This window comes from Pseudomonas japonica (assembly GCF_013522925.1).
GTDB classification, from domain to species: domain Bacteria; phylum Pseudomonadota; class Gammaproteobacteria; order Pseudomonadales; family Pseudomonadaceae; genus Aquipseudomonas; species Aquipseudomonas japonica_A.
Window position 1 is genome coordinate 1 of record NZ_JAAMQU010000012.1, and the last position, 13,869, is coordinate 13,869.

Genomic DNA, 13,869 nt, shown 5'->3' on the forward strand with positions numbered 1-13,869 from the left:
GCACCGACGACCAGGTGGACGTGAACTACACCGTGGAAGAACAACCGTCCGGCTCGATCACCGCCAGCGTGGGCTTCGCCCAGAGCGCGGGCCTGATCCTGGGTGGCTCGATCAGCCAGAGCAACTTCCTGGGTACCGGTAACAAGGTCAGCATCGGCCTTACCCGGTCCGAGTACCAGACCCGCTACAACTTCAGCTTCGTCGATCCGTACTACACCCCGGACGGCGTGAGCCTCGGTTACAACGCCTTCTACCGTAAAACCGACTACGACGACCTTGACGTCGACGTGGCCAGCTATGCAGTGGACAGCCTGGGTGCCGGCCTGAACTTCGGCTACCCGATCAGCGAAACCTCGCGCCTCACCTTCGGCCTTACCGTGCAGAAGGACGAGATCAACACCGGTACCTATACCGTTGGCGAGATCTACGACTTCATCGACCGGGAAGGCGACAGCTTCACCAACTTCAAGGCGTCGGTAGGCTGGTCGGATTCCACCCTGAACCGCGGCACCCTGCCGACGCGTGGGCATTCCCAGAGCCTCACCCTGGAGACCACCACACCGGGCAGCGACCTGTCGTTCTACAAGCTGGACTACCGCGGCCAGCTGTTCACGCCGATCACCGAAAACTACACCATGCGTTTCCACACGGAACTGGGTTACGGCGACGGCTACGGTTCTACCGACGGCCTGCCGTTCTACGAGAACTACTACGCAGGCGGCTTCAATTCCGTGCGCGGCTTCAAGGACAGCACCCTGGGCCCGCGCAGTACCCCGGCCACCAACGACCCCGATCAGGATCCGTTGGCCTTCGGTGGCAACGTGATGATCACCGGCGGCGCGGAGATTCTCTTCCCGATGCCGTTCGTGAAGGACCAGAAGTCCTTGCGTACCTCGTTGTTCGCCGATGTGGGTAACGTCTTCGACTCCAAGTGCCAGTACTCCTCGGCCAGCGCTACCTATCCGGTGAGCACCAAGGACTGCGGGTCCATCGACTTCTCCAACATGGCCGCCTCGGTTGGCCTGGGCGTTACCTGGATCACCGCCCTGGGCCCGTTGAGCTTCAGCCTGGCCATGCCGATCAAGAAGCCCGACGAAGCCGAAACCCAGATCTTCCAATTCTCGTTGGGGCAGACGTTCTAAGCGTCTCCCCGGCCCACACACAACGAATTCGCAGGAGTTTATCGTGCGCAAGCTGACTCAACTGGTTATCGTGGCCGCGGCCATGTTCGCAACCCCCGCCTTCGCCGAAATGAAGATCGCGGTGCTCAACTATCAAATGGCGCTGCTCGAATCCGACGCTGCCAAGAAGTACGCCGTGGATGCCGAAAAGAAATTCGGCCCGCAGCTGACCAAGCTCAAGTCCCTGGAAAGCAGCGCCAAGGATATTCAGGACCGTCTGGTGAAAGGCGGCGACAAGATGCAGCAGCCTGAGCGTGAGCGCCTGGAGCTGGACTTCAAGCAAAAGGCCCGGGACTTCCAGTTCCAGTCCAAGGAGCTGAACGAAGCCAAGGCCTCGGCCGACCGCGACATGCTCAAGGTACTCAAGCCCAAGCTCGACAGCGCTGTCGAAGGCGTGATCAAGGCCGGTGGCTTCGACCTCGTGCTCGAGCGCGGCGCAGTCATTGATGTCAAGCCTCAGTACGACATCACCCGTCAGGTCATCGAGCGCATGAACCAGACCAAGTGATGATGACGTCGAGCCTTACCCTCGGCGACATTGCCGATACCCTGGGCGCCGAAGTCATCGGCGCCCGGGAGCACTTGATAGATGGGCTGGCCACCTTGCAGGAGGCCGGCCCTTCTCAGCTGAGCTTCCTGGCCAACCCTCAATACCGCAAGCACCTGGCGACCACTCGCGCCGGGGCGGTGCTGCTCAAGCGTGAGGATGCGCAGGGCTACCTGGGCAATGCCCTTGTGGTGCCGGATCCTTACCTGGCATACGCCCACATTTCCCACCGCTTCGATCCCAAGCCTCGTGCACCCGCTGGCGTGCACCCCAGCGCAGTGGTCGCCGCCGACGCCGAGGTCGATCCTTCGGCAAGCGTCGGCCCGTTCGTGGTTATCGAAAGCGGTGCCGTTATCGGCGCCGGCGTTACCCTGGGGGCACACTGCTTCATTGGTGCCCGCAGCGTGGTCGGGGAAGGCGGCTGGCTCGCGCCCCGGGTCACCCTTTACCACGACGTGCGCATCGGCAAGCGAGTGGTGATTCAATCGGGGGCGGTCATCGGTGGCGAGGGCTTCGGCTTCGCCAATGAAAAAGGCGTGTGGCAGAAAATTGCCCAGATCGGCGGCGTAACGGTCGGCGATGACGTTGAAATCGGCGTGAACACCGCGGTAGACCGCGGCGCTCTTGCAGACACCGTGATCGGCAACGGCGTAAAGCTCGACAACCAGATCCAGATTGCCCACAACGTCCAGATTGGCGATCACACGGCCATGGCGGCATGCGTGGGTATCTCGGGAAGCAGCAAGATCGGCAAGCACTGCATGCTTGCGGGCGGCGTGGGGCTGGTTGGCCATATCGAACTGTGCGACCACGTATTCGTTACCGGAATGACCATGGTCACGCGCTCCATCACCGAGCCGGGTGCATACTCCTCCGGCACCGCGATGCAGCCGGCCGCGGAATGGCGCAAGAGTGCGGCGCGCATTCGCCAGCTCGACGACATGTACCGCCGGCTGGCTCAGGCAGAAAAGCGGATCGAAGCGGTGACCCGGGCCGACGATGGGTCATCAGATGGCTGATTCCTTTTCACTATCAGCAGCGCACTACCGCTAGACTGCGCTGCTGAGGCAAGGAGTGCCGTACCCGCGGCCCACCTATGCGGCCCCGCAGGCTGCGCGCTCCCTCTCTTTTATACAGGCTTTCCCCCGACATGATGGACATCAACGAGATTCGCGAATACTTGCCTCATCGCTACCCTTTCCTGCTGGTGGACCGGGTGGTGGAACTGGATGTCGAGAGCCAGCGCATTCGCGCCTACAAGAATGTCAGCATCAATGAACCGTTCTTCAACGGTCATTTCCCAGCGCATCCAATCATGCCAGGGGTGCTCATCATCGAAGCAATGGCCCAGGCCGCCGGCATCCTCGGCTTCAAGATGCTGGACGTAAAGCCTGCGGACGGGACCCTGTACTACTTCGTAGGTTCGGACAAGCTGCGCTTCCGCCAGCCGGTTACCCCGGGCGACCAGCTTATCCTCGAAGCACGCTTTATCAGCTGCAAACGCCAGATCTGGAAATTCGACTGCCAGGCCTCCGTAGATGGCAAGCCTGTGTGCTCCGCCGAAATCATCTGCGCGGAACGCAAACTATGAGCTTGATCGACCCTCGTGCAATCATCGACCCCTCGGCTGTATTGGCTGAAGGTGTCGAGGTAGGCCCGTGGTCGATCATCGGCGCAGGGGTAGAAATCGGTGAAGGCACGGTTATCGGGCCTCACGTAGTGCTGCGCGGGCCTACCCGCATCGGCCGGCACAACAAGATCTATCAGTTCTCGTCCATCGGCGAGGACACGCCTGACCTGAAATACAAGGGCGAAGCCACGCGCCTGGTCATTGGTGATCACAACGTGATTCGAGAGGGCGTGACCATCCATCGCGGTACGGTGCAGGACCGGTCCGAAACAACCATCGGCGACCATAACCTGATCATGGCCTATGCCCATGTGGGGCATGACAGCGTGATCGGCAACCACTGCATCCTGGTCAACAACACGGCGCTGGCTGGCCACGTGCACGTAGGTGATTGGGCAATCCTTTCCGGTTATACCTTGGTGCACCAGTATTGCCACATCGGCCCCCACAGCTTCTCGGGCATGGGTACGGCCATCGGCAAGGACGTTCCGGCCTTTGTGACCGTATTCGGCAACCCGGCTGAGGCGCGTGGCATGAATTTCGAAGGCATGCGCCGTCGCAATTTCAGCGATGCGACCATTCACACGCTACGCAACGCCTACAAGGTGGTTTACCGCCAAGGGTTGACCATCGACCAGGCGCTGGCCCGGCTTGAGGAGCCCGCGCAAAATTGCGCGGAAGTGGCATTGTTTGTGTCGACCATCCGGGAAGCTACCCGCGGCATCACCCGCTGATGCCAGCCGAACTTTGCGTCGCGCTGGTAGCAGGAGAAGCCAGCGGCGATATCCTGGGGGCAGGCCTGATGCGTGCGCTCAGGGCTCGCCATCCGCAGGTGCGTTTCATCGGCGTGGGCGGCCCCCGGATGGAAGCCGAGGGCTTGCGCTCCTACTTCCCCATGGAGCGGCTGGCCGTGATGGGGCTGGTAGAGGTGCTCGGCCGGCTGCGTGAACTGCTGGCACGCCGCAAGCAGCTGGTACAGACCCTCCTCGAAGCCCGGCCGGACGTGTTCATTGGTATAGACGCGCCGGATTTCACCCTGGCTATCGAAGCCCGGATGCACCGCGAGGGCATCAAGGCCGTGCATTACGTGAGCCCGTCGGTATGGGCATGGCGGCAAAAGCGGGTGCTGAAGATTCGCGAAGGCTGTGACCTGATGCTTACGCTTTTCCCCTTCGAGGCCAGGTTCTACGAAGAGAAGGGCGTGCCGGTACGTTTCGTGGGCCATTCGCTGGCTGATCAGATCCCGCTGCAGGCCGATCGGGCCCAGGCGCGAGAATCCCTGGGGCTTGCGCCGGAAGGGCCGATGGTGGCGCTGATGCCAGGTAGCCGGGGGGGCGAGGTCCGTCGCCTGGGTGCACTGTTCTTCGACACGGCGCAGCGTTTGCTCGCAGCCCGCCCGGGCCTTCGCTTCGTAGTGCCATGCGCCAACCCGGAACGCCGGGCTCAGCTGGAGGCCTTGCTTGCCGGGCGTTCGCTGCCCATCACCTTGCTCGACGGGCAGTCCCACGAAGCATTGGCCGCTTGCGACGCAGTACTGATCGCTTCCGGTACCGCTACCCTTGAAGCACTCTTGTACAAACGACCAATGGTGGTGGCTTATCGCCTTGCCCCGTTGACCTGGTGGTTGCTCAAACGTATGGTCACAAGCCCATACGTGTCCCTGCCCAACCTCCTTGCCCAGCGTGCGCTGGTCCCGGAAATCCTGCAGGACGCCGCCACGCCCGAGGCGTTGGCCGAAGCCCTGCTGCCGCTGCTGGATAACCCGGGCGAGCAGACCGCCGGCTTCGATGCGATTCACCGTACGCTTCGTCAGGACGCCTCCAATCAGGCGGCGGACGCCGTGCTGCAACTGTTGGCACGCTGACCAGGAACCCCGTGATGGAACCGACACAACTGCAAATGGGCCTGGATTACACCTTGGTCGAAGAACTGGTCTGCGGCGTCGACGAAGTGGGCCGTGGCCCGCTGTGTGGTGCGGTGGTCACGGCCGCGGTCATTCTCGACCCGGCCCGCCCGATCCTTGGCCTCAACGATTCGAAGAAACTCACCGAGGCCCGCCGCGAAGCCTTGTATGAAGAGATCTGCGAAAAAGCCCTGAGCTGGAGCATCGCCCGCGCAGAAGTGGACGAGATCGACCGCCTCAACATCCTGCACGCCACCATGTTGGCCATGCAGCGGGCGGTTGCCGGCCTGCACATCACTCCTCGGCTGGCATTGATCGACGGCAACCGTTGCCCCACGCTGGCGGTACCCAGCGCCGCAGTGGTGCAAGGGGATGCGAAGGTGCCGGCCATCGCCGCAGCATCGATCCTGGCCAAGGTAAGCCGTGACCGTGAAATGACCGCTTTCGAGCTCATCTACCCGGGCTATGGCCTGGGCAGCCACAAGGGCTACGGTACACCGGTACACCTGGAGGCCCTGGCCCGGCTTGGCCCCACGCCGATCCACCGGCGTTCCTTCGCACCCGTGCGTGCCGCCTTCGAAGCGCGCGACGCGGATTTCGCCGAAGCCTGACGCGCTGTTCGGCGGCTGCATTAACAGCCAGCCGCCGCTACAATTCCCCGCTATCGTTTTTCTCGCCAACGGACCTCCCATGTCGGTTTCATTCGTACACCTTCGCCTGCACACCGAATATTCCCTGGTAGACGGGTTGGTACGGATCAAGCCGCTGGTGAAGTCGCTTACAGCCATGAACATGCCGGCGGTAGCGGTTACCGACCAGAGCAACATGTGCGCGTTGGTGAAGTTCTACAAGGCCGCCATGGGCGCCGGCATCAAGCCGATCTGCGGCACAGACTTGTGGCTCGCCGGCTCGAGCGCGGACGCCCCGCTGAGTCGCATTACCTTGCTGGCCATGGACGCCCAGGGCTACCGCAACATTACCGAGCTCATCTCTCGCGGCTACATCGAAGGCCAGCGCAACGGCTTGATCATCATCGAGCGGGAGTGGGTCGCCGAGGCCAGCGCCGGGGTGATCGCGCTGAGCGGCGCGAAGGAAGGGGAAATCGGCCAGGCACTGCTGGGCAACGATCCAGGCCAGGCCGAGGCGTTGCTGCGCTACTGGATGGGCGTGTTCCCGGACCGCTTCTATGTGGAACTTCAACGCACCAATCGGGCCGGGGATGAAGAGTACCTGCATGCCGCTGTCGCCCTGGCTGATCGCCTCGGCGCGCCATTGGTAGCGACCAACGACGTACGCTTCATCAAGGCCGAGGATTTCGACGCACACGAAACCCGCGTATGCATCGGTGAGGGGCGGGCGCTGGACGACCCGCGCCGCTCACGCAACTACAGCGACCAGCAATACCTCAAAAGCCCGGAAGAAATGGCCGAGCTGTTCAGTGACTTGCCCGATGCGCTGCGCAATTCCGTGGAAATCGCCCGCCGCTGCAATATCGAGGTCAAGCTCGGCAAGCACTTCCTGCCGGATTACCCCATTCCCGACGGCATGACCATCGACGAATATTTCCGCAAGGTCTCCTTCGACGGCCTCGAGGAAAGGTTGGCCGTACTGTTGCCCCGTGAAACCACCGAGAACTACGAAGCGCGCCGCCAGGTGTATGTGGACCGGCTGAATTTCGAGCTGGATATCATCATCCAGATGGGGTTCCCCGGTTACTTCCTGATCGTGATGGACTTCATCCAGTGGGCCAAGAGCAACGGCGTGCCGGTGGGCCCGGGCCGAGGGTCGGGCGCCGGCTCGCTGGTGGCGTACGTGCAGAAGATCACCGACCTGGACCCGCTCGAATACGACCTGCTGTTCGAGCGCTTCCTCAACCCCGAACGGGTGTCGATGCCCGACTTCGACGTGGACTTCTGCATGGATGGCCGCGACCGGGTCATCGACTATGTGGCGGACAAGTACGGGCGTAACGCAGTCAGCCAGATCATCACCTTCGGTTCGATGGCGGCCAAGGCGGTGGTGCGTGACGTAGCCCGCGTGCAGGGGAAGTCCTACGGCCTGGCGGATCGCCTGTCAAAGATGATCCCTTTCGAAGTGGGCATGACCCTGGAAAAGGCCTTCGAGCAGGAGGAAATGCTCCGCGATTTCCTTGCCAGTGACGAAGAAGCCGCCGAAATCTGGACCATGGCACTCAAGCTCGAGGGCATCACCCGGAACGTGGGCAAGCATGCCGGGGGCGTGGTAATCGCGCCTACCAAGCTTACGGACTTCTCGCCCATCTACTGCGACGAGGCCGGCGACGGCCTGGTGACCCAGTTCGACAAGGACGACGTGGAAGCGGCCGGGCTGGTGAAGTTCGACTTCCTGGGCCTGCGAACCCTCACGATCATCGACTGGGCCCTGCGCACCATCAACCGTGACCGCGCCAAGGTGGGCGAGGAACCGCTGGACATTGCGTTCATTCCGCTGGACGACAAGCCGACCTACAGCTTGCTGCAGAAGGCCGAAACCACGGCGGTGTTCCAGCTTGAATCGCGCGGCATGAAAGAGCTGATCAAGAAGCTCAAGCCCGACTGCCTCGAAGACCTGATCGCTCTGGTAGCGCTGTTCCGCCCCGGCCCGCTGCAGTCGGGCATGGTGGACGACTTCATCAACCGCAAGCACGGCCGTGCCGAGCTGGCCTACCCGCACCCGGACTACCAGTACGAAGGGCTCAAGCCCGTGCTGGCACCTACCTACGGCATCATCCTGTATCAGGAACAGGTGATGCAGATCGCCCAGGTGATGGCGGGTTACACGCTGGGCGGCGCCGACATGCTGCGCCGTGCCATGGGTAAGAAAAAGCCCGAAGAAATGGCCAAGCAGCGTGGCGGTTTCATCGAAGGGTGCGCCAGCAACGGTATCGACGCGGACCTGGCCGGTAACATTTTCGACCTGGTGGAAAAGTTCGCCGGCTATGGCTTCAACAAGTCTCACTCCGCGGCCTACGGGCTGGTGTCCTACCAGACCGCGTGGCTGAAAACCCACTACCCGGCGCCCTTCATGGCGGCGGTGCTGTCTGCGGATATGCACAACACCGACAAGGTGGTCACGCTGATCGAGGAGGTACGCAGCATGAAGCTGCGCCTCGACGCGCCGGACGTGAACACTTCGGAATTCAAGTTCACCGTGAACAACGATGGCCGCATCGTTTATGGCCTGGGCGCGATCAAAGGGGTAGGCGAGGGCCCTGTGGAAGCGATCGTCGAGTCCCGCGCGGCAGGGCCCTTCAAGGACCTGTTCGATTTCTGCGCCCGGGTAGACCTCAAGCGTATCAACAAGCGCACCCTCGATGCCCTGGTGCGCAGCGGTGCGCTGGACCGCCTGGGCCCGTATTTCCAGGACGAACCCAAGGCGTATCAGGCAAATATCGACCGCAACCGCGCGGTGCTGCTGGCGGCCATGGAAGAGGCAATCAAGTCGGCGGAGCAAACCGCGCGCACCCAGGACAGTGGCCACGTGGACCTGTTCGGCGGCGTGTTCGCCGATGTCGAGGCGGATGTCTATGCCAATCACGACAAGGCCCGGCCGCTGTCCCTCAAAGAGCGGCTCAAGGGGGAGAAAGACACGCTGGGCCTGTACCTCACGGGTCACCCTATCGACGAGTACGAAACGGAAATCCGCCGCTTTGCCCGCCAGCGTATCATCGACCTCAAGCCCGCCCGGGATACCCAGACCATCGCCGGCATGGTGGTAGCGCTGCGCGTGATGAAGAATAAGAAGGGCGACAAGATGGGCTTCATTACCCTGGACGACCGCTCCGGGCGGATCGAAGCGTCGCTGTTCGCCGATGCCTTCCACGGTGCCCAGGCCCTGCTGCAGACCGACACCGTAGTAGTAGTGGAAGGGGAGGTAAGTAACGACGACTTCTCCGGCGGCTTGCGGCTGCGGGTCAAGCGTGTACTGAGCATGGAAGATGCCCGTACCCAGTTGGCCGAAAGCCTGCGGATCAAGGTGGATATCAAGGCGCTGGGCGGCGACCGCATCAACTGGCTCGGTAACCTGCTGAACAAGCACCGGGGCGCTTGCCCGATTACCCTGGACTACAGTTCAAGCGAGGCCCGGGCCCTGTTGCAGTTTGGCGAAGCCTGGCGCATTGACCCGGCCGACAGCCTCATCCAGGCCTTGCGTGACCAGTTCGGACGGGAGAACGTCTTCCTGAATTATCGCTGAGCCAGGGCCACCGATCCCGCTCCGGCACGCGCTCGGGCCCAAGGGCTGCGAGCGCATTGTTTTTACATCTCGACCTCAAGGCGCCACTTACGTATGGTATGGCGCCAAACGGATCAACCGGCCGCCTGGCCGTCGACCCAAGACGGAAGCCTATGAACCCGAATTTCCTGGATTTCGAACAGCCAATCGCTGACCTGCAAGCCAAGATCGAAGAGCTGCGCCTTGTCGGCAACGACAACTCACTCAACATCAGCGATGAGATCTCTCGCCTTCAGGAAAAGAGCAGCACGCTGACCGAGAGCATCTTCGGCAACCTGACCAGCTGGCAGATCGCGCGCCTGGCACGTCATCCGCGCCGCCCTTACACGCTGGATTACATCCCGCAGATCTTCACCGAATTCGAAGAGCTGCACGGCGACCGCCACTTCTCGGATGACGCCGCTATCGTTGGCGGTACCGCCCGCCTCGAAGGTCGGCCGGTGATGGTGATCGGCCACCAGAAAGGCCGCGAAGTGCGCGAGAAGGTTCGTCGCAACTTCGGCATGCCGCGCCCCGAAGGCTACCGCAAGGCGTGCCGCCTGATGGAAATGGCCGAGCGCTTCAAGATGCCGATCCTCACCTTCATCGACACACCAGGTGCGTACCCGGGTATCGATGCCGAGGAGCGTAACCAGAGCGAAGCCATCGCCTGGAACCTTCGGGTAATGGCGCGGCTTAAAACCCCTATCATCGCTACGGTGATCGGCGAAGGGGGTTCCGGTGGCGCGCTGGCGATCGGCGTGTGCGACCAGCTCAACATGCTGCAGTACTCGACCTACTCGGTCATCTCCCCTGAAGGCTGTGCGTCCATTCTCTGGAAAACCGCCGACAAGGCGCCTGACGCCGCCGAGGCCATGGGCATCACCGCCGAGCGCCTCAAAGGCCTGGGTATCGTCGACAAGGTGATCGACGAACCGCTGGGCGGCGCACACCGTGATGTAGCGTTGGCGTCGCAAACCCTGCGTGCCTCGCTGATCGAACAGCTGGACATGCTCAGTGGTTTCGACCTTCCGGCACTGCTCGACCGCCGCTATGAGCGGCTGATGAGCTACGGCCTGTAAGCCCTGCCGCCGTGCCAACCCTTGGCACGGCGCCCTTCGGGAGCTGCGCGTGAACCTCCTCGAGCATTTGCTCACCCGGCTTGGCCCGTGGCGTAACGCCCCCGGGTGGGTTGTTGCGCTGTCCGGCGGGCTGGACTCCTCTGTTCTCCTGCATGCCCTGGCGGCAATGGCCCGCACGCATGCACTGCCGCCGCTGCGGGCCATCCACATTCACCATGGGCTGCAAGCGGTTGCCGATACCTGGCCAGCTCATTGCCGGCAATTGTGCGAACGTCTCAGTGTGCCGTTCGCGGTCGTGCAGGTCCGGGTAGCGCCAGGCCCCAGCGTGGAGCAGGCCGCGCGCGATGCCCGCTACGCCGCGCTGGGTGCCGCCCTTGGGAGCAACGAGGTGATGCTCACTGGGCAGCATTGTGATGACCAGGCCGAAACCTTGCTGTTGCGCTTGCTGCGCGGCGCAGGCGTGCGTGGCGCCGCAGCCATGCCTGCGCAACGCGCGCTGGGCAGCGGCATGCTGATACGCCCATTGTTGGATGTGGAGCGCGATACGCTGCAGGCCTACGCGCAGGCCAATGGCCTTGACTGGATAGAAGACCCTTCCAATGCCGACCCTCGGTACAGCCGTAACTATCTTCGTCATCATGTAATGGCAGCGCTGCGGGCGCGTTGGCCGGCTGCCTCGGCGAACCTGGCCCGAAGCGCAGGGCATTTTGCCGAGGCGCTGAGCCTGCTCGACGAGGTTGCCGAGCAAGACCTGCGGCTGGCGCAGGAAGGCACGCCGTTTCCGTGGCTGCCGCTGCCCTCGCTGGCGCTGGCGCCGCTGTGCAGGCTGAGTGAAGCCCGCCAGCGCAACGCTATCCGCGCCTGGCTGGCGCCGCTGAGCCGGCTACCGGATACAGAGCATTGGGCAGGTTGGGCGGTGCTCAGGGATGCCGCACCCGATGCAACGCCAGTGTGGGCATTGGCAGACGGTGCGGTATACCGGGCGGTGGATCGCGTGTGGTGGGTGGCCGGCCCTTGGCGGGAGGCCACGGCCTCGCCTCCCGCCTGGGAGAGGCCCGGCCAGGCCTTGAACTTGCCAGGCAACGGTGCGGCCTATTGGCACGGCCCGCTACCGCTTGGTCAGCTCGAGGTGCGCTACCGCCAGGGAGGTGAACGCTTGTCGGTTCCCGGGCGCGGCAGCCGTGATCTGAAGCGGTTGTTGAACGAAGCGGGTGTGCCCGGCTTCGTTCGAGGGCGCTTGCCTTTGCTGTTTCTGGAGGGGCAACTGGTGGCCGTGGCGAACCTGCCACGGCTGTCTGCCATCCCGGGCGAACTGCGTTGGCAGCCACCGACGATTGACCGGTGTTTGAGATGAAAGCCGCTTTCCGGTAGACTACCCTCCCTTCTTGATACAGCTTCTGCGCGTGCTTGTAACCGCCGGAGTTGCCGATTACCGAGCAGTCTTTGCTGGGCGATGGTTGAAATGTGTAGCAGCTCACTTGCCGGCGACATGCGCCGGTTCGTATGTATGCGTCAGTGTTTCGTACCGTGCGCGGCAAATGTCGCTGGTTGTCGGGGCCCTCGCAGGCGGGACGCTGTTCCGCGCGGCGGGCCTTCCTTCGCTTTCCCCGGCGGCTCCGACCGCTTTAACGCAGACTTCTAGGGTTTTTCATGACGCGTTACATCTTCGTCACGGGCGGTGTTGTTTCTTCATTGGGGAAAGGCATCGCCTCGGCTTCACTGGCAGCCATCCTGGAGGCGCGGGGGCTGAAGGTCACCATGCTCAAGCTGGATCCGTACATCAACGTCGATCCAGGCACCATGAGCCCCTTCCAGCATGGCGAAGTGTTCGTCACCCATGACGGCGCCGAAACCGACCTGGACCTGGGTCACTACGAGCGGTTCATCCGCACGACCATGACCCAGAACAACAACTTCACCACCGGCCGTGTGTACGAGCACGTGCTGCGCAAGGAGCGCCGCGGTGATTACCTGGGCGCGACCATTCAGGTCATCCCCCACATCACCGACGAAATCAAGCGTCGCATCATCAAGGGCGCCGGCGATGCCGACGTGGCCCTGGTGGAAATCGGCGGCACCGTTGGTGACATCGAGTCCCAACCGTTCCTCGAAGCCATCCGCCAGCTGCGGGTCGAGGTCGGCGCTCGCCGTGCCATGCTGATGCACCTCACCCTGGTGCCGTATATCGCCACCGCTGGCGAAACCAAGACCAAGCCTACCCAGCACTCGGTCAAGGAGCTGCGCTCCATCGGCCTGCAACCGGACGTGCTGATCTGCCGCTCCGACCACCCGGTGGACGCGTCCTCGCGTCGCAAGATCGCGCTGTTCACCAACGTTGAAGAGCGTGCGGTCATCTCCCTCGAAGACGTCGACACCATCTACAAGATCCCGGGTGTGCTGCATGCCCAGGGCCTGGATGATTTCGTTGTCGAGCGCTTCGGCCTGCAGTGCGGCAGCGCGGACCTGGCCGAGTGGGACAAGGTCATCGACGCCAAGCTCAACCCCGAGCATGAAGTGACCATCGCCATGGTCGGCAAGTACATGGAGCTGCTGGATGCGTACAAGTCGCTGATCGAAGCGATGAGCCATGCCGGCATCCAGAACCGCACCCGGGTGAACCTGCGCTACATCGACTCCGAAGACATCGAGAACCAGGGCACCGGCCTGCTCGAAGGTGTGGACGCCATCCTGGTACCGGGCGGCTTCGGCCTGCGCGGTGTCGAGGGCAAAATCCGCGCGGTGCAGTTCGCTCGTGAAAACAAGGTTCCTTACCTGGGCATCTGCCTGGGCATGCAGGTAGCGGTGATCGAGTTCGCCCGTAACGTACTGGGCTGGGCGGATGCCAACTCCACCGAGTTCGAGCGCAACAGCGGCCACCCCGTGGTGGGCCTGATCACTGAATGGGCGGATTCCACCGGCGCGGTCGAAACCCGCACCGAAACGTCGGACCTGGGCGGCACCATGCGCCTTGGCGCCCAGGAATGCTTGCTCGAGCCCAACTCCAAAGTACACGCCTGCTATCAGAAAGATGTGATCGTCGAGCGTCATCGCCATCGCTACGAAGTGAACAACAACCTGCTGCCGCAGCTGGTAGAGGCAGGCCTGGTGATTTCCGGCCGTTCCGGCGACGGCGCACTGGTCGAAGTCGTGGAAGGCAATGACCATCCGTGGTTCGTCGCCTGCCAGTTCCACCCCGAATTCACCTCTACCCCGCGCGATGGCCACCCGCTGTTCAGCGGTTTTGTAAAAGCCGCGCTCGCTCAACGGAGCCTGACGCAAAGGAACAAGGGCTGACC

General features: G+C 62.8%; 11 protein-coding genes. All 11 read left to right on the forward strand.

Annotation, left to right across the window (positions count from 1 at the left end):
- Positions 1–1,142: outer membrane protein assembly factor BamA (gene bamA, locus G7016_RS18540; protein WP_181117199.1), on the forward strand; the 1,142-nt coding region annotated here is incomplete at its 5' end.
- Positions 1,143–1,185: 43 nt separating this feature from the next.
- Positions 1,186–1,689, forward strand: coding sequence for an OmpH family outer membrane protein (locus G7016_RS18545; protein ID WP_181117200.1), 504 nt, complete (start codon positions 1,186–1,188; stop codon positions 1,687–1,689).
- The gene (lpxD, locus tag G7016_RS18550) at positions 1,686–2,747 is read left to right on the forward strand and encodes a UDP-3-O-(3-hydroxymyristoyl)glucosamine N-acyltransferase (RefSeq protein ID WP_181117201.1); all 1,062 of its coding nucleotides are present in this window, start codon (positions 1,686–1,688) and stop codon (positions 2,745–2,747) included. The genes G7016_RS18545 and lpxD overlap by 4 nt, the downstream gene beginning before the upstream one ends.
- Before the next feature lie 131 nt (positions 2,748–2,878).
- Positions 2,879–3,319: a 3-hydroxyacyl-ACP dehydratase FabZ gene (fabZ, locus tag G7016_RS18555; protein ID WP_040261126.1), complete on the forward strand. Its 441-nt coding sequence runs from the start codon at positions 2,879–2,881 to the stop codon at positions 3,317–3,319.
- On the forward strand, positions 3,316–4,092 hold the full coding sequence (gene lpxA / locus G7016_RS18560; RefSeq protein ID WP_181117202.1) for an acyl-ACP--UDP-N-acetylglucosamine O-acyltransferase: 777 nt from the start codon (positions 3,316–3,318) through the stop codon (positions 4,090–4,092). Before fabZ ends, lpxA begins: the two co-directional genes overlap by 4 nt.
- Positions 4,092–5,222, forward strand: coding sequence for a lipid-A-disaccharide synthase (gene lpxB, locus G7016_RS18565; RefSeq protein WP_181117203.1), 1,131 nt, complete (start codon positions 4,092–4,094; stop codon positions 5,220–5,222). Before lpxA ends, lpxB begins: the two co-directional genes overlap by 1 nt.
- Positions 5,223–5,251: 29 nt before the next feature.
- On the forward strand, positions 5,252–5,872 hold the full coding sequence (gene rnhB / locus G7016_RS18570) for a ribonuclease HII (RefSeq protein WP_181117383.1): 621 nt from the start codon (positions 5,252–5,254) through the stop codon (positions 5,870–5,872).
- Between the two features lie 79 nt (positions 5,873–5,951).
- Positions 5,952–9,473 carry a DNA polymerase III subunit alpha gene (gene dnaE / locus G7016_RS18575; protein ID WP_181117204.1) on the forward strand — a complete coding sequence of 1,174 codons (3,522 nt, stop codon included), beginning with the start codon at positions 5,952–5,954 and terminating at the stop codon, positions 9,471–9,473.
- A gap of 152 nt (positions 9,474–9,625) precedes the next feature.
- Positions 9,626–10,573, forward strand: a complete 948-nt coding sequence (locus G7016_RS18580; protein WP_181117205.1) for an acetyl-CoA carboxylase carboxyltransferase subunit alpha — start codon at positions 9,626–9,628, stop codon at positions 10,571–10,573.
- A gap of 43 nt (positions 10,574–10,616) precedes the next feature.
- Positions 10,617–11,927 (forward strand): tRNA lysidine(34) synthetase TilS, encoded by a 1,311-nt coding sequence (gene tilS, locus G7016_RS18585; protein WP_181117384.1) that lies wholly within the window; start codon positions 10,617–10,619, stop codon positions 11,925–11,927.
- Positions 11,928–12,223: 296 nt separating this feature from the next.
- Entirely contained in the window at positions 12,224–13,867 is a 1,644-nt protein-coding gene (locus G7016_RS18590) for a CTP synthase (protein ID WP_181117206.1), read from the forward strand.
- The last annotated feature ends 2 nt before the right edge of the window (positions 13,868–13,869 follow it).